The organism is Neoroseomonas oryzicola (assembly GCF_012163135.1).
Taxonomy (GTDB): domain Bacteria; phylum Pseudomonadota; class Alphaproteobacteria; order Acetobacterales; family Acetobacteraceae; genus Neoroseomonas; species Neoroseomonas oryzicola.
In genome coordinates, this window is record NZ_JAAVUP010000002.1 from 1 (window position 1) to 16,516 (window position 16,516).

31 protein-coding genes are annotated in these 16,516 nt (G+C 68.5%); 28 read left to right on the forward strand and 3 right to left on the reverse strand.

The genetic code is table 11. The features are described 5' to 3' along the window. The 28 genes from GWK15_RS06380 to rplQ all read left to right on the forward strand — a co-directional run. Positions 1 to 91 (forward strand): EF-Tu C-terminal domain-related protein (locus tag GWK15_RS06380; RefSeq protein WP_209442117.1); only part of this gene is annotated, 91 nt, incomplete at its 5' end. 24 nt (positions 92 to 115) lie between these two features. After that, on the forward strand, positions 116 to 424 hold the full coding sequence (gene rpsJ / locus GWK15_RS06385; protein WP_137127378.1) for a 30S ribosomal protein S10: 309 nt from the start codon (positions 116 to 118) through the stop codon (positions 422 to 424). A gap of 28 nt (positions 425 to 452) precedes the next feature. After that, positions 453 to 1,139 (forward strand): 50S ribosomal protein L3, encoded by a 687-nt coding sequence (gene rplC / locus GWK15_RS06390; protein ID WP_168040298.1) that lies wholly within the window; start codon positions 453 to 455, stop codon positions 1,137 to 1,139. 11 nt (positions 1,140 to 1,150) lie between these two features. Next, entirely contained in the window at positions 1,151 to 1,771 is a 621-nt protein-coding gene (gene rplD, locus GWK15_RS06395; RefSeq protein ID WP_168040299.1) for a 50S ribosomal protein L4, read from the forward strand. Positions 1,772 to 1,800: 29 nt separating this feature from the next. Continuing rightward, positions 1,801 to 2,097 (forward strand): 50S ribosomal protein L23, encoded by a 297-nt coding sequence (locus GWK15_RS06400; protein WP_456306846.1) that lies wholly within the window; start codon positions 1,801 to 1,803, stop codon positions 2,095 to 2,097. Positions 2,098 to 2,100: 3 nt separating this feature from the next. Beyond that, positions 2,101 to 2,937: a 50S ribosomal protein L2 gene (gene rplB, locus GWK15_RS06405; RefSeq protein WP_168040302.1), complete on the forward strand. Its 837-nt coding sequence runs from the start codon at positions 2,101 to 2,103 to the stop codon at positions 2,935 to 2,937. A 5-nt stretch (positions 2,938 to 2,942) separates the two neighbouring features. Then, positions 2,943 to 3,221 (forward strand): 30S ribosomal protein S19, encoded by a 279-nt coding sequence (gene rpsS, locus GWK15_RS06410; protein WP_168040304.1) that lies wholly within the window; start codon positions 2,943 to 2,945, stop codon positions 3,219 to 3,221. Between the two features lie 4 nt (positions 3,222 to 3,225). Next, positions 3,226 to 3,627 carry a 50S ribosomal protein L22 gene (rplV, locus tag GWK15_RS06415; protein ID WP_168040306.1) on the forward strand — a complete coding sequence of 134 codons (402 nt, stop codon included), beginning with the start codon at positions 3,226 to 3,228 and terminating at the stop codon, positions 3,625 to 3,627. 1 nt (position 3,628) lies between these two features. Beyond that, a complete protein-coding gene (gene rpsC, locus GWK15_RS06420) occupies positions 3,629 to 4,306 on the forward strand; it encodes a 30S ribosomal protein S3 (protein ID WP_168040308.1) in 678 nt (225 codons plus the stop codon). A 12-nt stretch (positions 4,307 to 4,318) separates the two neighbouring features. Further along, positions 4,319 to 4,738, forward strand: a complete 420-nt coding sequence (gene rplP / locus GWK15_RS06425; protein WP_168040310.1) for a 50S ribosomal protein L16 — start codon at positions 4,319 to 4,321, stop codon at positions 4,736 to 4,738. A 1-nt stretch (position 4,739) separates the two neighbouring features. Continuing rightward, positions 4,740 to 4,955, forward strand: coding sequence for a 50S ribosomal protein L29 (gene rpmC / locus GWK15_RS06430; RefSeq protein WP_168040312.1), 216 nt, complete (start codon positions 4,740 to 4,742; stop codon positions 4,953 to 4,955). Between the two features lie 16 nt (positions 4,956 to 4,971). Beyond that, on the forward strand, positions 4,972 to 5,250 hold the full coding sequence (gene rpsQ / locus GWK15_RS06435) for a 30S ribosomal protein S17 (RefSeq protein ID WP_168040314.1): 279 nt from the start codon (positions 4,972 to 4,974) through the stop codon (positions 5,248 to 5,250). 3 nt (positions 5,251 to 5,253) lie between these two features. After that, complete coding sequence (gene rplN, locus GWK15_RS06440) at positions 5,254 to 5,622, forward strand: 50S ribosomal protein L14 (RefSeq protein ID WP_137127388.1); 369 nt, start codon at positions 5,254 to 5,256, stop codon at positions 5,620 to 5,622. A gap of 2 nt (positions 5,623 to 5,624) precedes the next feature. Beyond that, complete coding sequence (rplX, locus tag GWK15_RS06445) at positions 5,625 to 5,945, forward strand: 50S ribosomal protein L24 (protein WP_168040316.1); 321 nt, start codon at positions 5,625 to 5,627, stop codon at positions 5,943 to 5,945. Next, positions 5,942 to 6,502, forward strand: coding sequence for a 50S ribosomal protein L5 (gene rplE / locus GWK15_RS06450; RefSeq protein WP_168040318.1), 561 nt, complete (start codon positions 5,942 to 5,944; stop codon positions 6,500 to 6,502). Before rplX ends, rplE begins: the two co-directional genes overlap by 4 nt. Positions 6,503 to 6,554: 52 nt before the next feature. Then, a complete protein-coding gene (gene rpsN, locus GWK15_RS06455; RefSeq protein WP_168040320.1) occupies positions 6,555 to 6,860 on the forward strand; it encodes a 30S ribosomal protein S14 in 306 nt (101 codons plus the stop codon). A gap of 13 nt (positions 6,861 to 6,873) precedes the next feature. Then, positions 6,874 to 7,272 (forward strand): 30S ribosomal protein S8, encoded by a 399-nt coding sequence (rpsH, locus tag GWK15_RS06460; protein ID WP_168040322.1) that lies wholly within the window; start codon positions 6,874 to 6,876, stop codon positions 7,270 to 7,272. Positions 7,273 to 7,288: 16 nt separating this feature from the next. Next, on the forward strand, positions 7,289 to 7,822 hold the full coding sequence (gene rplF / locus GWK15_RS06465; protein ID WP_168040324.1) for a 50S ribosomal protein L6: 534 nt from the start codon (positions 7,289 to 7,291) through the stop codon (positions 7,820 to 7,822). Continuing rightward, a complete protein-coding gene (rplR, locus tag GWK15_RS06470; protein ID WP_168040326.1) occupies positions 7,822 to 8,184 on the forward strand; it encodes a 50S ribosomal protein L18 in 363 nt (120 codons plus the stop codon). Before rplF ends, rplR begins: the two co-directional genes overlap by 1 nt. Before the next feature lie 12 nt (positions 8,185 to 8,196). Further along, positions 8,197 to 8,829 carry a 30S ribosomal protein S5 gene (rpsE, locus tag GWK15_RS06475; RefSeq protein ID WP_168040328.1) on the forward strand — a complete coding sequence of 211 codons (633 nt, stop codon included), beginning with the start codon at positions 8,197 to 8,199 and terminating at the stop codon, positions 8,827 to 8,829. After that, complete coding sequence (rpmD, locus tag GWK15_RS06480; protein WP_168040330.1) at positions 8,822 to 9,010, forward strand: 50S ribosomal protein L30; 189 nt, start codon at positions 8,822 to 8,824, stop codon at positions 9,008 to 9,010. The genes rpsE and rpmD overlap by 8 nt, the downstream gene beginning before the upstream one ends. A gap of 4 nt (positions 9,011 to 9,014) precedes the next feature. Beyond that, on the forward strand, positions 9,015 to 9,503 hold the full coding sequence (gene rplO / locus GWK15_RS06485) for a 50S ribosomal protein L15 (protein ID WP_168040332.1): 489 nt from the start codon (positions 9,015 to 9,017) through the stop codon (positions 9,501 to 9,503). 96 nt (positions 9,504 to 9,599) lie between these two features. After that, the gene (gene secY, locus GWK15_RS06490) at positions 9,600 to 10,958 is read left to right on the forward strand and encodes a preprotein translocase subunit SecY (RefSeq protein ID WP_168040334.1); all 1,359 of its coding nucleotides are present in this window, start codon (positions 9,600 to 9,602) and stop codon (positions 10,956 to 10,958) included. 25 nt (positions 10,959 to 10,983) lie between these two features. Next, positions 10,984 to 11,637, forward strand: coding sequence for an adenylate kinase (locus tag GWK15_RS06495; protein WP_168040336.1), 654 nt, complete (start codon positions 10,984 to 10,986; stop codon positions 11,635 to 11,637). Positions 11,638 to 11,783: 146 nt separating this feature from the next. Continuing rightward, the gene (gene rpsM / locus GWK15_RS06500; protein WP_168040338.1) at positions 11,784 to 12,161 is read left to right on the forward strand and encodes a 30S ribosomal protein S13; all 378 of its coding nucleotides are present in this window, start codon (positions 11,784 to 11,786) and stop codon (positions 12,159 to 12,161) included. Between the two features lies 1 nt (position 12,162). Beyond that, positions 12,163 to 12,570 carry a 30S ribosomal protein S11 gene (rpsK, locus tag GWK15_RS06505; RefSeq protein ID WP_168040340.1) on the forward strand — a complete coding sequence of 136 codons (408 nt, stop codon included), beginning with the start codon at positions 12,163 to 12,165 and terminating at the stop codon, positions 12,568 to 12,570. Between the two features lie 49 nt (positions 12,571 to 12,619). After that, positions 12,620 to 13,633 (forward strand): DNA-directed RNA polymerase subunit alpha, encoded by a 1,014-nt coding sequence (locus GWK15_RS06510; RefSeq protein WP_168040342.1) that lies wholly within the window; start codon positions 12,620 to 12,622, stop codon positions 13,631 to 13,633. Between the two features lie 27 nt (positions 13,634 to 13,660). Beyond that, positions 13,661 to 14,086: a 50S ribosomal protein L17 gene (gene rplQ, locus GWK15_RS06515; protein WP_168040344.1), complete on the forward strand. Its 426-nt coding sequence runs from the start codon at positions 13,661 to 13,663 to the stop codon at positions 14,084 to 14,086. Between the two features lie 204 nt (positions 14,087 to 14,290). Here rplQ and GWK15_RS06520 read toward each other — a convergent pair whose 3' ends face one another. The 3 genes from GWK15_RS06520 to GWK15_RS06530 all read right to left on the reverse strand — a co-directional run bounded on the left by GWK15_RS06520 (position 14,291) and on the right by GWK15_RS06530 (position 16,416). Continuing rightward, positions 14,291 to 14,656, reverse strand: a complete 366-nt coding sequence (locus GWK15_RS06520) for a hypothetical protein (RefSeq protein ID WP_168040346.1) — start codon at positions 14,654 to 14,656, stop codon at positions 14,291 to 14,293. A 167-nt stretch (positions 14,657 to 14,823) separates the two neighbouring features. After that, positions 14,824 to 15,444 (reverse strand): hypothetical protein, encoded by a 621-nt coding sequence (locus tag GWK15_RS06525; RefSeq protein WP_168040348.1) that lies wholly within the window; start codon positions 15,442 to 15,444, stop codon positions 14,824 to 14,826. A gap of 6 nt (positions 15,445 to 15,450) precedes the next feature. Next, positions 15,451 to 16,416 (reverse strand): Bug family tripartite tricarboxylate transporter substrate binding protein, encoded by a 966-nt coding sequence (locus GWK15_RS06530; protein WP_168040350.1) that lies wholly within the window; start codon positions 16,414 to 16,416, stop codon positions 15,451 to 15,453. Positions 16,417 to 16,516 lie beyond the last annotated feature (100 nt).

Consider the following 16,516-nt stretch of genomic DNA (forward strand, 5'->3'; position numbering starts at 1 on the left):
GCCGATCGCCATGGACGAAGGCCTGCGCTTCGCGATCCGCGAAGGCGGCCGCACCGTCGGCGCCGGCGTCGTCGCCAAGATCACGAAGTAATCGGCAGGAACGCGGGTCCTCATCATGGACAACCAGAACATCCGCATCCGCCTCAAGGCGTTCGATCACCGCGTGCTGGACGGCAGCACGCGGGAGATCGTGAACACCGCGAAGCGGACGGGCGCGCGCGTGCGGGGCCCGATCCCTCTGCCGACGCATATCGAGCGGTTCACGGTGAACCGTTCGCCGCACGTCGACAAGAAGTCGCGCGAGCAGTTCGAGATCCGGACGCATCGCCGGCTGCTCGACATCGTCGACCCCACCCCGCAGACCGTGGACGCGCTGATGAAGCTCGACCTCGCCGCGGGCGTGGACGTCGAGATCAAGATCTAAGATCTCAAGGCCAGAGGGAAATAGAGCCATGGCCGCGAAGACGGGCCGCACGGGCCTGATCGCGAAAAAGCTGGGGATGTCCCGGCTGTTCAACGAGGACGGTTCGACCGTTCCCGTGACGCTGCTCCATGTGGACAATGTCCGCGTGGTGGCGAAGCGCACCACCGACAAGGACGGCTACGAGGCCGTGCAGCTCGGCATCGGCGACGCGAAGCCCAAGAACGTCTCCAAGGCGAACAAGGGTCACTTCGCGAAGTCCGGCGTCGAGGCGCCGAAGAAGGTCGTCGAGTTCCGCGTCGGTTCCGATGCGGCGCTCGAGCCGGGCGCGAAGCTGTCCGCCGCCCATTTCGTGGCGGGCCAGAAGGTCGACGTGACGGGTGTCACGGTCGGCAAGGGCTTCGCGGGCGGCATGAAGCGCTGGAACTTCGCGGGCCTCGAGGCCTCGCACGGCGTGTCGATCAGCCACCGTTCGCTGGGTTCGACGGGTAACCGCCAGGATCCGGGCAAGACCTTCAAGAACAAGAAGATGGCCGGTCATCTCGGCGTCGAGCGCGTGACCACCCAGAACCTGGAAGTGGCCGGCGTGGACGCGGAGAAGGGCCTGGTGCTGATCAAGGGCGCCGTCCCCGGTGCGAAGGGCGGCTACGTGCTGATCCGCGACGCTGTGAAGCGCGCGCGTCACGCCGATGCGCCCTTCCCGGCGGCCGTGGCCTGAGGACTGAGACAATGCAGGTCAACGTCATCACCCTCGACAACGCCGCCGCCGGTCAGATCGACCTGCCGGAAGAGGTGTTCGGCGCCGCTCCGCGTGCCGACATCATGGCGCGCGTGGTGCACTGGCAGCTCGCCAATCGCCGTGCCGGCACCCACAAGGCGAAGGGCATGGGCGAGGTCTCCGGGACCACGAAGAAGCCCTATCGCCAGAAGGGCACCGGCAACGCCCGCCAGGGCTCGCTGCGCTCCCCGCAGTTCCGCAAGGGCGGCGTGGTGCATGGCCCGGTCGTGCGCGACCACGGCTACAGCCTGAACAAGAAGGTCCGTCGTCTCGGCCTGATCTCGGCGCTCAGCCAGAAGGCCGCCGAGGGCAAGCTCGTGGTGCTCGAGACCGCGGCGCTGCCGGCCGACGCCAAGACCGGCGCCGTGGCGAAGCAGCTGAAGGCGCTCGGGTGGACCAGCGCGCTGGTGGTGGACGCCGCGGCGGACGAGAACTTCGCCCGCGTCGTGCGCAACCTGCCGAAGGTGCAGGTGCTGCCGACGGTCGGCGCGAATGTCTATGACATCCTCAAGCACGACGTGCTCGCGGTGACGCGCGCCGGCGTCGAGGCGCTGAAGGAGCGGCTGGCATGAGCGACGCCCCGAAGCAGAAGCGTCCGGTGATCGGCCGGGAGCGGATGTATCAGACCATCCTCTCCCCGCTCGTGACCGAGAAGGCGACGCTGAACAACGAGCGCGGCCAGGTGACCTTCAAGGTCGCCACCGACGCGACCAAGCCGCAGATCAAGGCGGCGGTCGAAGGCCTGTTCGGCGTGAAGGTCCTCACGGTCAACACGATCGTGGTGAAGGGCAAGACGAAGCGGTTCCGCGGCCGTCCCGGTCAGCGGTCCGACTGGAAGAAGGCGATGGTGCGCCTGGCCGAAGGCCAGAGCATCGACCTCACGACGGGGCTCGCGTAAGCCATGGCTCTGAAGAATTTCAACCCGGTCACGCCTTCGCTGCGCGGCACGATCCTCATCGATCGGTCCGAGCTGTGGAAGGGCGCGCCGGTCAAGGGCCTGACCGAGGGCAAGCATTCCTCGGGCGGGCGCAACCAGCATGGCCGCATCACCGTCCGCTTCCGTGGCGGCGGACACAAGCGCGCCTACCGCCTGGTGGACTTCAAGCGCCGTGCGAAGTTCGGCATGCCGGGCGTCGTCGAGCGCCTGGAGTATGACCCGAACCGCACGGCCTTCATCGCGCTGGTGAAGTACCAGGATGGGGAGCTGTCCTACATCCTGGCGCCGCAGCGCCTGAAGGCGGGCGACACGGTCGTCGCCGGCGAGAAGGCCGACATCAAGCCGGGCAACGCGATGCCGATGGCCGCGATCCCGGTCGGCACGATCATCCACAACATCGAGCTGAAGCCCGGTGCCGGTGGCAAGATCGCGCGTTCGGCGGGCACCTTCGCGCAGCTGGTCGGCAAGGACCAGGGCTACGCGCAGGTGAAGCTGCAGTCCGGTGAGCTGCGCATCATCCGTTCGGAGTGCATGGCGTCGATCGGCGCGGTGTCCAACCCGGACAACTCGAACCAGCAGCTCGGCAAGGCCGGGCGCAATCGCTGGCTGGGCAAGAAGCCGCATAACCGCGGCGTCGTGATGAACCCGGTTGACCACCCGCATGGCGGTGGTGAAGGCCGTACCTCGGGTGGCCGGCATCCGGTCACCCCGTGGGGCAAGCCCACGAAGGGTGCGAAGACCCGTAACAACAAGCGGACCGACGGGCTCATCGTCCGCCGCCGCAACGCGACGAAGGGCTGACGCAGATGGCGCGCAGCGTCTGGAAGGGGCCGTTCGTCGACGGCTACCTGCTGAACAAGGCCGATGCGGCCCGTGCGTCCACGCGCAACGAGATCATCAAGATCTGGTCGCGTCGCAGCACGATCCTGCCGCAGTTCGTCGGCCTGACCTTCGGCGTCTACAACGGCAAGAAGTTCCTGCCGGTGCAGGTGACGGAGAACATGGTGGGCCACAAGTTCGGCGAATTCTCGCCGACGCGCACCTTCACCGGCCACGCGGCCGACAAGAAGGCGAAGCGGGGCTGATCCGATGAGCAAGCCGAAGCATCCCCGCACCCTGGCGGAGACCGAGGCGCAGGCGGTGACGTGGAATATCCGCGTCTCCCCGCGGAAGCTGAACCTTGTTGCCGGCATGATCCGCGGCAAGAAGGCTCAGGACGCCGTCGCGCAGCTCACCTTCTCCAAGCGCCGCATCGCGGTGACGGTGAAGAAGACGCTCGAATCCGCGATCGCGAACGCCGAGAACAACCACAGCCTCGACGTCGACCGCCTGGTCGTCTCGAAGGCCGAGGTCGGCCGCGCGCAGGTGATGAAGCGCTTCCACGCGCGTGGCCGCGGCCGCGCGTCGAGCGTCGAGAAGTGGTTCAGCCACCTCAAGATCGTGGTGGCGGAGCAGCAGCTGGCCGCCCCGGCCGAGCAGGAGGCCGCGTAACATGGGCCAGAAAGTCAATCCGATCGGGCTGCGGCTCGGCATCAACCGCACCTGGGACAGCCGCTGGTTCGCGGGCGCGGATTACGCCAAGCTGCTGCACGAGGACTTCAAGCTGCGCGAGACGCTGGCGAAGCGCCTCAAGGGTGCGGGCGTGTCCCGCATCGTGATCGAGCGTCCGGCGAAGAAGCCCCGCGTGACGATCCACGCCGCCCGCCCGGGCGTCGTGATCGGCAAGAAGGGCGCGGACATCGAGGTGCTGCGCAAGGATCTGATGAAGATGGCCGGCGCCGAAGTCGCGCTGAACATCGTCGAGATCCGCAAGCCCGAGATCGACGCGACGCTGGTGGCCGAGAACATCGCCCAGCAGCTCGAGCGTCGCGTGGCCTTCCGCCGCGCGATGAAGCGCGCGGTGCAGTCCGCCATGCGCCTCGGCGCCGGCGGCATCCGCATCAACTGCTCCGGCCGTCTGGGCGGGGCGGAGATCGCGCGCATGGAGTGGTACCGCGAGGGCCGCGTGCCTCTGCACACGCTCCGCGCGGATATCGATTTCGGCACGGCGACCGCGAAGACCACCTACGGCACCTGCGGTGTGAAGGTGTGGATCTTCAAGGGCGAGATCATGGCCCATGATCCGATGGCGCAGGACAAGCGCGCCGCGGAACAGGCGCCGCAGCGCTGAAGGTGAAGGACAATGCTGCAGCCTAAGCGCACCAAGTTCCGCAAGGCCCACAAGGGCCGCATCCACGGCCTGGCCAAGGGCGGCTTCTCGCTGTCCTTCGGCGGGTTCGGCCTGAAGGCCCTCGAGCCGGAGCGTGTGACCGCGCGCCAGATCGAGGCCGCCCGTCGTGCGATCACCCGCGCGATGAAGCGTCAGGGTCGCGTGTGGATCCGCATCTTCCCGGATGTGCCGGTTTCGACCAAGCCGGCGGAAGTCCGCATGGGTTCCGGCAAGGGCGCGCCCGAATACTGGGTGGCGCGCGTGAAGCCGGGCCGCGTCATGTTCGAGATCGATGGCGTCTCCGCTGAGACGGCGCGCGAGGCGCTGACCCTCGGCGCGGCGAAGCTGCCGATCAAGACCAAGTTCGTCACCCGCCTGGGTGCGGAGGCCTGATATGGCTGCGACCAAGATCGGCGATGTCCGCGCCAAGTCCGCGGACGAGCTCAACACCATGCTGCTCGACCTGCGCAAGGAGCAGTTCAACCTGCGTTTCCAGCGCGCGACCGGCCAGCTTGAGGCGCTTTCGCGCATCAAGCAGGTCCGTCGCGACATCGCGCGGGTGAAGACCATCATCGGCGAGCGGACGCGCACCGCCGCCACCAAGGCCTGAGAGGAGACCGACGGCGATGCCGAAGCGCGTCCTCACCGGGCGGGTCACCAGCGACAAGACGGACAAGACCATCACGGTCCTGGTCGAGCGTCGCGTGATGCATCCGCTCTACAAGAAGTTCATCCGGCGCTCGAAGAAGTACGCCGCGCATGACGACGCCAACCTGTGCAAGGAAGGCGACGTCGTGGCGATCGAGGAGTGCCGCCCGATCTCCAAGTCCAAGTCCTGGGTGGTGATCGAGCGGAACGGCGCGGCCGTCGACAAGCCCGCCTTCCTCGCGACCGCGGAGGCCTGATCCATGATCCAGGTCGAATCCAACCTCGAGGTCGCCGACAACTCGGGTGCACGCCGCGTGCAGTGCATCAAGGTGCTCGGCGGCTCCAAGCGGAAGACCGCTGGCGTGGGCGACATCATCGTCGTCTCCGTCAAGGAAGCGATTCCGCGGGGCAAGGTGAAGAAGGGCACGGTGGAGCGCGCGGTGATCGTGCGCACCGCCTACCCGGTGCGCCGGCAGGACGGCACGGTGATCCGCTTCGACCGCAACGCGGCCGTGCTGATCAACAAGCAGAACGAGCCGATCGGCACCCGCATCTTCGGACCGGTCGTGCGCGAGCTGCGCGCGAAGAAGTTCATGAAGATCATCTCCCTCGCGCCGGAGGTGCTGTAACCATGGCCGCGAAGATCCGTAAGGGCGACCGCGTCCAGGTCCTGGCCGGCAAGGATAAGGGCCGCCAGGGCGAGGTGATCCGGGTGATGCCGACCGAGGGCCGCGCCCTCGTCCAGGGCGTCAACCTGGTGAAGAAGCACGAGAAGCCGCAGGGCATGGGTCGTCCCGGCGGCATCCAGGAGAAGGAGGCGGGCATTCACCTCTCCAACCTGGCGCTGCTGGATCCGAAGTCGGGCAAGCCGACCCGGGTTGGCTTCAAGGTGCTCGAGGACGGCAAGAAGGTCCGGGTGGCGAAGGCCTCCGGCGAGGTGCTCGACGCATGAGCGAAGCGATGGAACAGCCGCGGCTGCGGAAGCACTACGACGAGGTCGTGCGCAAGCGCCTCGTCGAGGAGTTCGGGTACAAGAACCCGATGGAAGTGCCGAAGCTCGACAAGATCGTCATCAACATGGGCGTCGGCGAAGCCGCTGGCGACCAGAAGAAGCTCGACGCCGCTGTCGCCGAGCTGACGATGATCGCGGGCCAGAAGCCGGTGAAGACCAAGGCGAAGAAGGCCATCGCGGGCTTCAAGATCCGCGAGGGCATGGCGATCGGCACGAAGGTGACGCTTCGCAAGCAGCGCATGTACGAGTTCCTTGACCGGCTCGTGACCATCGCGCTGCCGCGCCTGCGCGACTTCCGTGGCCTCCCGGGCAACAAGGGCTTCGACGGGCGGGGGAATTTCTCCCTCGGCCTCAAGGAGCAGATCGTGTTCCCCGAGATCAGCTACGACAAGGTGGACGCGATCCGCGGCATGGACATCGTCTTCGTCACCACGGCGAAGACCGACAAGGAAGCGAAGGCGCTGCTCAAGGCGTTCGAGCTTCCCTTCCAGAACTGATTTTGGAAAACCGCCGGGTGCAGCCCGGCAGGTTCCGGAGGACCTAGACGGTATGGCCAAGACCTCGTCTGTCGAGAAGAACAAGCGCCGCGAGAAGCTCTCGAAGCTTCACGCGTCGAAGCGCGCCGCCCTGAAGGCCGTGATCATGGATCGCGAGCTGCCGGTGGAGGAGCGCTTCGAGGCGACGCTGAAGCTCGCACAGTTCCCCCGCAACGGCGCGAAGAACCGCGTCCGTCTGCGCTGTGAAGTGACCGGCCGCCCGCGCGGCAACTATCGCAAGTTCAAGCTCTGCCGCAACCAGCTGCGGGAACTGGCCTCCAAGGGCCAGATCCCCGGTGTGGTCAAGGCGAGCTGGTAAGGAAGGACCGGCCATGTCCATGTCCGATCCGCTGGGCGATATGCTCACGCGCATCCGCAACGCGCAGGCCGCTCGGCAGTCGCGCTGCAAGGCGCCGGCGTCGAAGCTGCGCGAGAACGTGCTCGAGGTGCTGAAGCGCGAGGGCTACATCCGCGCCTGGCGCACCGAGGAAGTGCGCCCCGGCATCCGCTTCATCGATATCGAGCTGAAGTATTCCGAGGGCGAGCCCGCCATCAAGGAGATCACCCGCGTCTCCAAGCCGGGCCGGCGCGTCTATTCGAAGATCGCGGAGCTGCCGAAGTTCTACAACGGCCTCGGCACGTCGATCCTGTCCACGCCGCGGGGCGTGATGAGCGAGAACGAGGCCCGCGCTGCCAATGTCGGCGGCGAAGTCCTCTGCCGCGTGTTCTGACGGGAGGCGCAGGAAGATGTCTCGCGTTGGGAAGTATCCCGTGCCGGTGCCGTCGGGCGTCTCGCTCGCGCTGGCCGGCCGCACGCTGACTGCCAAGGGCAAGCTCGGCGAACTCAAGCTCGACCTCACGGACGACGTGGACGTCGAGATCAAGGCCAATGAGGTCGCGGTGTCGCCGCGCCGCACGGACCGCCGCGCGCGGACCATGTGGGGCACGACGCGCAGCCTGATCAACTCCATGGTGACGGGCGTTTCCACGGGCTTCTCGAAGTCTATGGAGATCAACGGCACCGGCTACCGCGCCGCGGTGCAGGGGTCCGATCTGGTGCTGAACCTCGGCTACAGCCACGAGATCCGCTACGCGATTCCGAAGGGGATCAAGATCACCTGCGAGAAGCCGACCGCCATCAAGGTGGAGGGGACGGACAAGCGCCAGGTGGGCCAGGTGGCGGCCGAGATCCGCGCGTACCGCGGCCCCGAGCCCTACAAGGGCAAGGGCGTCAAGTACGACAACGAGACCATCCTCCGGAAGGAGGGTAAGAAGAAGTAATGGCCAGCAAGCTCGATCTCGAGGCGCGGCGCCGCCGCCGCCTCCGCTACCAGCTCAAGCAGAAGTCCGGCGGGCGCGCGCGCCTCTCGGTCTTCCGCTCGGGCAAGCACATCTACGCGCAGGTCATCGACGACAAGGCGGGCCGTACGGTGGCCTCCGCCTCGACGCTCGAGAAGACGATGCGCGAGGGGCTGAAGACCGGCGCCGACAAGGACGCGGCGACCGCGGTCGGCAAGCTGGTGGCCGAGCGCGCGATCGCGGCCGGGGTGACGGAAGTCGTCTTCGACCGTGGTCCCTATCTCTACCATGGGCGCGTCAAGGCGCTCGCGGACGGCGCCCGCGAGGGCGGGCTGTCGTTCTGAGGGTGATGAAGCATGGCACGTGAACCGAGGACCGGCGGCGAGGGTGGCGGCGAAGGCGGGCGTGAGCGCCGTGGCCGTCGCCGCGACGGTGATCGCGACAACCGGCAGGAGCGCCAGGAAGGCGACGAGCTGAAGGACAAGCTCGTCACCATCAACCGCGTCGCCAAGGTGGTGAAGGGTGGCCGTCGCTTCTCCTTCGCGGCCCTGGTCGTGGTCGGCGACGAGAAGGGCCGGGTCGGCTGGGGTGCGGGCAAGGCCCGCGAGGTGCCGGAGGCGATCCGCAAGGCGACGGAGCGTGCGAAGCGCACGATGATCCGCGTGCCGATGCGCGAGGGCCGGACGCTGCACCATGACGTGATCGGCGAGTTCGGCGCCGGCCGCGTCATCCTGCGCGCCGCCCCGGCGGGTACCGGCATCATCGCTGGCGGCCCGATGCGCGCGGTGTTCGAGACGCTCGGCATGGGCGACGTCGTCGCCAAGTGCACGGGTTCGGCGAACCCGCACAATATGGTGAAGGCCACCTTCGCCGCGCTGCAGCGCTGCACGTCCCCGCGTGCCGTCGCTTCCCGCCGCGGCAAGAAGGTCGCCGACATCCTGGGCCAGAAGAAGGACGCCGCCGAGGCGACGGAGGCCACCAGTGTCTGAGCAGAAGAAGACCGTGAAGGTGACCCAGCTCGGGTCCCCGATCGGCCGCAAGCCGGGCCAGAAGGAGACCCTCATCGGTCTCGGCCTGAACAAGCGCCATCGCACGCGTGAGCTGGAGGATACTCCGGCCGTGCGTGGGATGATCCGCAAGGTGGCCCACCTCGTGAAGGTGGAGGGCTGAACCGATGAAGCTCAATGAACTGCGCGACAACGAGGGCGCCCGCCCGAAGTTCAAGCGCATCGGCCGCGGCATCGGCTCCGGCAAGGGCAAGACCGGCGGTCGCGGCGTGAAGGGTCAGAAGGCCCGCACCGGCGTGTCGATCAACGGGTTCGAGGGCGGTCAGCTCCCGATCTACCGTCGCATGCCGAAGCGCGGCTTCGTGAACGTGTTCCGGAAGGACTACGCGGTCCTCAACCTCGGCGCGCTCGATGCGGCCATCGAGTCGGGCCGTCTGCCCGCCGGTGAGGCGATCGACGAGACGGCGCTGAAGGCGGCGGGCGTGGTCCGCTCCTCGGCGAAGTTCGCCGGCGTGCGCCTGCTCGCCAAGGGCGAGATCAAGCGCGCGGTGAACATCACCGTCTCCGGCGCCTCGGCGGCCGCGATCGCGGCGGTTCAGGCTGCCGGCGGCAGCGTGACCGTCACCGCGGCGCCGGCGGAAGCCGCGTCCGAGTGACCCTTGCCCCTGGCCGGGCAGAGGCTTAGGTCAGGGTCCGGTCTACGCTGCGGCGCGCAGGGGCACCTGTGCGCCGCAGTGCTGAGGAGATAACGCATGGCGTCCGCTGCCGAGCAGGCGATGTCGAACCTCAACTTCGGGGTTCTGGCGAAGGCGACCGAGCTCAAGAAGCGCATCTGGTTCACCCTGGGCGCGCTCATCGTCTACCGCATCGGCACCTATGTGCCCGTCCCCGGCGTCGATGCCGCGGTGATGGGCGAGATCCTGGCCCAGCATGGCGGCGGGATCCTCGGCATGTTCGACATGTTCACGGGCGGCGCGCTCGGGCGCATGACCGTCTTTGCCCTGAACATCATGCCCTACATCAGCGCCTCGATCATCGTGCAGCTGATGACGGCGGCGATTCCCGCCTGGGAAGCGCTGAAGAAGGAAGGCGAGGCGGGGCGCAAGAAGCTCAACCAGTACACGCGCTACCTGACCGTCATCATCGCCATCTTCCAGGCCTGGGGCATCGCGATCGGGCTCGAGTCGATGCGCGGGCAGTTCGGGGCGGCGGTCTACGACCCGGGCTGGTTCTTCCGCTTCTCCTGCGTGATCACGCTGGTCGGCGGGACGATGTTCCTGATGTGGCTGGGCGAGCAGATCACCGCGCGCGGCGTGGGCAACGGCATCAGCCTGATCATCTTCGCGGGCATCGTGGCGAACCTGCCGCACGCGCTGATCACGACCCTGGAACTGGGCCGCACGGGTGCGCTGTCCACCATCTTCATCATCGCCTTCCTCATCATCGCCCTGGCGGTCATCGCCTTCGTGGTGTTCGTGGAACGGGCGCAGCGGCGCATCCCGGTGCAGTACCCCAAGCGCCAGGTCGGCAACCGCATGTTCAGCGGGGAGGCGACGCACCTTCCGCTCAAGCTGAACACCGCGGGCGTCATCCCGCCGATTTTCGCCTCCTCGCTGCTGCTGCTGCCGGCGACGGTGGCGGGTTTCTCGACCGACCCGACCCAGGAAGGCTGGCTGCAGACCATCACCGCGATGGTGGCGCATGGGCGTCCGCTCTACATGGCGCTCTACATGGGGCTGATCATCTTCTTCGCCTTCTTCTACACCGCGGTGGTGTTCAACCCGACCGAGACCGCGGACAACCTGAAGAAGTACGGCGGCTTCGTGCCCGGCATCCGCCCTGGGCAGCAGACCGCGGACTACCTCGACCGGGTGCTGACCCGGCTGACCGTGGTCGGCGCCATCTACCTCTGCATCGTCTGCATCATCCCTGAGATCCTGATCAGCCAGTACGGCGTGCCCTTCTATTTCGGCGGCACTTCCCTTCTGATCATCGTCTCGGTCACGATGGACACGGTGGCGCAGGTGCAGTCGCACCTCTTCGCCCACCAGTACGAAGGCCTGATCAAGAAGGCCAGGCTGGGCGGGCGCGGCATGCCGCGGCCGCGCTGACGCAGACGAAGGGGGAACGACGAGGATGAACCTGATCCTGCTGGGCCCGCCCGGGGCCGGGAAGGGCACGCAGGCCAAGCGGCTGGAGGACCAGTTCGGGATCGCCCAGATCTCGACCGGGGACATGCTGCGGGCCGAGGTCAAGTCGGGCAGCGAGATCGGCCTGAAGGCCAAGGCGATCATGGAACGGGGCGAGCTGGTCCCGGACGAGGTCATCACCGCCATGCTCGCCGCCCGGGTCTCCCGGCCGGACTGCGCCAAGGGCTTCATCCTCGACGGCTTCCCCCGCACGGTCCCCCAGGCCGAGGCGCTGGACCGGATGCTGACCGACAAGGGACTGCAGCTCGACCACGTGATCGAGCTGAAGGTCGACGACGGGGCGCTGGTGGAGCGCATCGCCGGACGCTTCACCTGTGCGAAGTGCGGCGCTGGCTACCACGACACCTTCAAGCCGACCGCCAAGGCCGGTGTCTGCGATTCGTGCGGTGGGACGGAATTCACCCGCCGCGCCGACGACAACGCCGAGACGGTCAAGGCCAGGCTCGAGGCCTATCACCGCCAGACGGCGCCGCTGCTGCCCTACTACGCCGCCCAGGGAAAGCTGAGCGGCGTGGACGGCATGGCATCGATGGACGAGGTAGGGCGCCAGATCGGCGCAATCCTGTCCGGGAAGGGTTGACTCTATGGGGGGCGGGGGCTAGATCGCCCGCTCCCGCGACCGGGCACGCCCGGCCGCCGTTCACCGTTGCATGGATTTGTTCACTGCGCCGGAGGGGCTGTAGCCCCGCACGGCAATTATCGGGGCTGAGCCCCAGGAGAGGCACTGTGGCGCGCATCGCCGGCGTGAACATCCCGACCAACAAGCGGGTGCTCATCTCGCTTCGCTACATCTTCGGCATCGGGCCGCAGAACGCGAAGGACATCTGCGGCAAGCTCGGCATCCCCGACGATCGTCGGGTGAACCAGCTGACGGACGACGAGGTCCTGAAGATCCGCGAGCTGATCGACCGCGACTATCGCGTCGAGGGCGACCTGCGCCGCGAGCAGGCGATGAACATCAAGCGCCTGATGGACCTGGGCTGCTACCGCGGCCTGCGTCACCGCAAGGGCCTGCCGGTCCGCGGCCAGCGCACCCACACCAATGCCCGCACCCGCAAGGGCAAGGCCGTGCCGATCGCCGGCAAGAAGAAGGTGACGAAGTAAGATGGCCCGCGAACCCCGCGGCGGCGCCGCCCGTGGCCCCGTCAAGCGCAAGGAACGGAAGAACATCACGTCGGGCGTCGCCCACGTGCTGGCGTCGTTCAACAACACGATCGTGACCATCACGGACGCCCAGGGCAATGCCATCGCCTGGTCGTCCTCCGGCTCCCAGGGTTTCAAGGGCAGCCGCAAGTCCACCCCGTACGCGGCGCAGGTCGCGGCGGAGGATGCCGGCCGCAAGGCGCGCGAGCACGGCATGGAGACGCTCGAGATCATGGTGAGCGGCCCCGGTTCGGGCCGCGAGTCGGCGCTGCGCGCCCTTCAGTCGGTCGGCTTCTACGTGACCGCCATCAAGGACGTGACGCCCATCCCGCACAACGGCTGCCGCCCGCGCAAGCGCCGCCGCGTCTGAACCAGACGCGCCGCTGACCCCCGCACGGCCGCCGACAGGAGATTGAAGAGTGCTCGAGAGGAATTGGCGTTCGCTGATCGAGACGCAGAAGTCCGTCGAGATGGGCGCGGACCCGCTGCGCACGGCGACCGTCGTGCTGGAGCCGCTGGAGCGCGGCTTCGGCATGACGCTCGGCAATGCGCTGCGTCGCGTGCTGCTGTCGTCGCTGCAGGGCGCGGCCGTGACCGCCATCCGCATCGACGGCGTGCTGCATGAGTTCAGCTCCATCCAGGGCGTGCGCGAGGACGTGACGGACATCGTCCTGAACGTGAAGCAGCTTGCCATCCGGATGCAGGGCGAGGGCGCGAAGCGCCTGCAGCTCACCGCGACCGGCCCGGGCGAGGTGACCGCCGGGCAGATCCAGACCACCGGCGACATCGAGATCGCGAACCCCGAGCTGGTGCTCTGCACCCTCGACGACGGCGCGAAGCTCGCGATGGAACTGACGGTCGATGTCGGCAAGGGCTACGTCCCTGCCGCCGAGAACCGCCCCGAGGACGCACCGATCGGCCTGATCCCGGTGGACGCGATCTACTCCCCGGTGCGCCGCGTGGCGTATCGCGTGGAGCCGACCCGCGTTGGCCAGAAGACCGACTACGACAAGCTGATCCTGACGGTCGAGACGGACGGCACGCTGGCCCCCGAGGATGCCGTGGGCGTCGCCGCCCGCATCCTGCAGGAACAGCTGCAGATCCTGATCAACTTCGACGAGCCGCGCGCGCGCGTCGAGGAAGAGATCCGCGACGACCTGCCGTTCAACCGCAACCTGCTGCGCAAGGTCGACGAGCTCGAGCTCTCGGTCCGCTCGGCGAACTGCCTGAAGAACGACAACATCGTCTACATCGGCGACCTGGTTCAGAAGACCGAGCAGGAAATGCTCCGCACCCCGAATTTCGGGCGCAAGTCGCTGAACGAGATCAAGGAAGTCCTCGCCTCCATGGGCCTCGGCCTCGGCATGACCGTCACCGGTTGGCCGCCCGAGAACATCGAGGAACTCGCGAAGAAGGTGGAGGAGCCCTTCTGAGGGCTCACCCGGTAAGGATACAGAACCATGCGTCACGGAATTGCCGGGCGTAAGCTCAGCGTCACCTCCGCCCATCGCGTCGCCATGTTCCGCAACATGGCGACCTCGCTGCTGAAGCACGAGCAGATCACCACCACCCTGCCGAAGGCCAAGGAACTACGCCCCTACGTCGAGCGCATCATCACCCTCGGCAAGCGCGGCGGCCTGCATGCCCGCCGCCAGGCGCTCGCGCAGATCCGCGACGAGAAGATCGTGGCGAAGCTGTTTGGCGAGATCGCCGACCGCTACAAGACCCGCCAGGGTGGCTATTGCCGCGTGCTCAAGGCCGGCGTGCGCTACGGCGACGCCGCGACCATGGCGGTGATCGAGCTGGTGGACCGCAACGTGGCCGCGAAGGGCCAGGACAGCGGCCCGAAGCCGGAAGCCGCGGCGGAAGAGACCGCCGAGTCCTGATCCGCGCGATCAGCACGGAATGCGAAGGGGCGGATGGGCAACCATCCGCCCTTTTCTTTTGCCGCAGGCGCCGGCGCGAGAGTTCTTGCGCTTCAGATGCCGGCGCACGCATCCGCTTGCTTGGCTTACACGCTGGGAAGGGCTGACCGCCGGCGCTTTGCGCACCCGCCGCGATGCGGGCATTGGGCCGCCTTTGCTGAAGGATCAGCGTGGCCCCATCGCCTCCGCCAGGGCCGGGATGAATTCGCGCAGCCCATCCCGCAGCGCCTCGGGCCAGGCGCGCGGATCGGGCGGGACCGACAGGCGCACGCTGCCGCTGTCGGTGAGCAGCATGAAGAACCGTTCGTCGTGCACGTCGTAGGCCAGGAAGACGCCGCCTTCGCGGCATCCTTCCGGCTTGCAGCCGAAGCCGTAGACGTAGCGGTCGCCTGCGAGTGCGACCGGCGGGCCCGGATCGCGCAGGCGCGCGGCGAGGGCGGTGCGGTGGCCGCCGCTGTTGAAGCGCAGCCCGGTCGTGAGTTCGGGCCGCTGCGCCAGCGCGAGCACAGGCTGCCCCACCACCGACGTCACCGATTCCTGTGATGTCGCGGGCGCTGCGAGCAGCAGCGCCAGGATGAAGGCACGCCCCCCCGCTCCCAGCGGCCGCCTCGCGGATCGCCGAAGGCGAGCCGCCCTGACAAAGAAGGGAGGGGGGGCGGGGGAGGTTCTCCTCCCCCGCATCATCGACAGCAGCATTCTCACCCCTTCACCATGTGCCCGATCGCCGCGGCCGTCGACACCAGGGCGAGCACGCGCCGCGGCACGGCCCACCGTTCCGGCACGCGGCAGACGACCGACAGCATCCACCCCGCGAGCAGCACGATGAGCAGCCCGGCCACGAACCCGGCGAGCACCCCGGTGCCGAGCACCAACCCGGCCTCCCACGTGTCTTCCCAGGCGAGCGGCACGAAGGCCTGGGCGTAGCCGCCGGCCCGCGTGGTCGCGACGATGGCGGCGACCGTCGGCCCCGCCCAGCGCAGCGGCATTCCCCGCCACGCCAGCCCCGCGACGCCGAGCCACCAGGCCATGTCCAGCAACCGCTCGGGCCGCGACATGGCTTCGCCCGGAATCCACCCACGGTCGCCGAGCACGCCCAGCGCCGCGCGGACCAACACCGCCGCGCTCGCACCGATGCACGCCCATCCGGCCAGGCGCGCGAGGTCCCGCGGCCCGCCCAGCAGCAGGGCGAGCGCGATGCCACCGAGCACGGCGGGCCCGCGCTGCACCTCCTGCGCCGCCAGCGCGCCGCCATACAGCGCCGCGTCCGGCACGAGCCAGAACAGCCCCAGGGCCGCGACGGCGAGCAGCGCAAGCGGCATGCGCGGCTACTCGATCCGGATGTTCGCCTCGCGCACCAGGGTCGTCATGGCGGCGCGGCCCTCCGTGACGTAGCGCGCGAAGGCCGCCGGCGTGCTGCCCACGGGGATGGCACCGAGCCGGTCGAGCCGCGCCCGCACCTCTTCCTCTGCCAGGCTGGCGGCCAGCGCCTGCTGCAGCCGCGTGGCGATATCGGGGCTTGTGCCGGCGGGGGCGAACAGCCCGACCCATTCGCTCACGTCGAAGCCGGGCAGTCCGGATTCGGCCAGCGTCGGCACGTCCGGCAGGTTCGCCAGCCGCTGCGCCGAGGCGACGGCGAGGAAACGCGCGCGGCCGCTCTCGACCACCGGCCGCGCCGACAGCGCGGTGATGAACACCCCGTCCAGCGTGCCGGCCGCCAGGTCGCGCGCCGCGTCGGCGCCGCCGCGATAGGGCACGTGCTGCACCTCGATCCCGGCTTCGCGGGCGAAGCGCGCGAGGCCGAGATGCCCCGCGGTCGCGTTGCCCTGGGTGCCCATGTTGATGGTGTTCGGCCGCGCCTTGGCCATGGCGATGAACGCCGCCAGGTCGCGTGCCGGGAAGTCGGCCTTCACCGCGACCACCTGCGGGAAGGTGCAGACCTGGCTGATCGGCAGGAAGGCGGTCGCGTAGTCGAAGGTCAGGCCGCGCAGCAGCGCGTGGTTCACGATGTGGGAGGACGCATCCCAGAGCAGCGTGAACCCGTCCGGCGCCGACCGTGCGACCTCGGCGCCGCCGATCGACCCGCCGGCGCCGGTGCGGTTCTCGACGACGAAGGTGGTGGACAGCCGCTCGCCCATGCGCGGCAGCACGGTGCGGGCGGCGGAATCGGCGGCCCCGCCAGGCGCGAAGGGCACCAGCACCCGGATCGGCCGGCCCGGCCAGGGCTGGGCGAGGGCAGGGGCCGCGAGCGGCAGCGCGGCTGCCGCAAGCGCGGCGCGACGGGTGATCGGCATGGCGGACCTCCGGGCGTATCGCGCCTCCTCTGCGGGCGGCCTCGGTGGCCGTCAAGCCGCGGCTTGAACCCCGGGGCGGCGCTGCGCCAAGGTCAGCCCC

What these genes read in the sequence shown, in the direction of transcription:
- rpsJ (WP_137127378.1), top strand. Translation starts at nt 116, where the DNA reads ATGGACAACCAGAACATCCGCATCCGCCTCAAGGCGTTCGATCACCGC.
- rplC (WP_168040298.1), top strand. Translation starts at nt 453, where the DNA reads ATGGCCGCGAAGACGGGCCGCACGGGCCTGATCGCGAAAAAGCTGGGG.
- rplD (WP_168040299.1), top strand. Translation starts at nt 1,151, where the DNA reads ATGCAGGTCAACGTCATCACCCTCGACAACGCCGCCGCCGGTCAGATC.
- rplB (WP_168040302.1), top strand. Translation starts at nt 2,101, where the DNA reads ATGGCTCTGAAGAATTTCAACCCGGTCACGCCTTCGCTGCGCGGCACG.
- rpsS (WP_168040304.1), top strand. Translation starts at nt 2,943, where the DNA reads ATGGCGCGCAGCGTCTGGAAGGGGCCGTTCGTCGACGGCTACCTGCTG.
- rplV (WP_168040306.1), top strand. Translation starts at nt 3,226, where the DNA reads ATGAGCAAGCCGAAGCATCCCCGCACCCTGGCGGAGACCGAGGCGCAG.
- rpsC (WP_168040308.1), top strand. Translation starts at nt 3,629, where the DNA reads ATGGGCCAGAAAGTCAATCCGATCGGGCTGCGGCTCGGCATCAACCGC.
- rplP (WP_168040310.1), top strand. Translation starts at nt 4,319, where the DNA reads ATGCTGCAGCCTAAGCGCACCAAGTTCCGCAAGGCCCACAAGGGCCGC.
- rpmC (WP_168040312.1), top strand. Translation starts at nt 4,740, where the DNA reads ATGGCTGCGACCAAGATCGGCGATGTCCGCGCCAAGTCCGCGGACGAG.
- rpsQ (WP_168040314.1), top strand. Translation starts at nt 4,972, where the DNA reads ATGCCGAAGCGCGTCCTCACCGGGCGGGTCACCAGCGACAAGACGGAC.
- rplN (WP_137127388.1), top strand. Translation starts at nt 5,254, where the DNA reads ATGATCCAGGTCGAATCCAACCTCGAGGTCGCCGACAACTCGGGTGCA.
- rplX (WP_168040316.1), top strand. Translation starts at nt 5,625, where the DNA reads ATGGCCGCGAAGATCCGTAAGGGCGACCGCGTCCAGGTCCTGGCCGGC.
- rplE (WP_168040318.1), top strand. Translation starts at nt 5,942, where the DNA reads ATGAGCGAAGCGATGGAACAGCCGCGGCTGCGGAAGCACTACGACGAG.
- rpsN (WP_168040320.1), top strand. Translation starts at nt 6,555, where the DNA reads ATGGCCAAGACCTCGTCTGTCGAGAAGAACAAGCGCCGCGAGAAGCTC.
- rpsH (WP_168040322.1), top strand. Translation starts at nt 6,874, where the DNA reads ATGTCCATGTCCGATCCGCTGGGCGATATGCTCACGCGCATCCGCAAC.
- rplF (WP_168040324.1), top strand. Translation starts at nt 7,289, where the DNA reads ATGTCTCGCGTTGGGAAGTATCCCGTGCCGGTGCCGTCGGGCGTCTCG.
- rplR (WP_168040326.1), top strand. Translation starts at nt 7,822, where the DNA reads ATGGCCAGCAAGCTCGATCTCGAGGCGCGGCGCCGCCGCCGCCTCCGC.
- rpsE (WP_168040328.1), top strand. Translation starts at nt 8,197, where the DNA reads ATGGCACGTGAACCGAGGACCGGCGGCGAGGGTGGCGGCGAAGGCGGG.
- rplO (WP_168040332.1), top strand. Translation starts at nt 9,015, where the DNA reads ATGAAGCTCAATGAACTGCGCGACAACGAGGGCGCCCGCCCGAAGTTC.
- secY (WP_168040334.1), top strand. Translation starts at nt 9,600, where the DNA reads ATGGCGTCCGCTGCCGAGCAGGCGATGTCGAACCTCAACTTCGGGGTT.
- GWK15_RS06495 (WP_168040336.1), top strand. Translation starts at nt 10,984, where the DNA reads ATGAACCTGATCCTGCTGGGCCCGCCCGGGGCCGGGAAGGGCACGCAG.
- rpsK (WP_168040340.1), top strand. Translation starts at nt 12,163, where the DNA reads ATGGCCCGCGAACCCCGCGGCGGCGCCGCCCGTGGCCCCGTCAAGCGC.
- rplQ (WP_168040344.1), top strand. Translation starts at nt 13,661, where the DNA reads ATGCGTCACGGAATTGCCGGGCGTAAGCTCAGCGTCACCTCCGCCCAT.
- GWK15_RS06525 (WP_168040348.1), bottom strand. Translation starts at nt 15,444, where the DNA reads ATGCCGCTTGCGCTGCTCGCCGTCGCGGCCCTGGGGCTGTTCTGGCTC.
- GWK15_RS06530 (WP_168040350.1), bottom strand. Translation starts at nt 16,416, where the DNA reads ATGCCGATCACCCGTCGCGCCGCGCTTGCGGCAGCCGCGCTGCCGCTC.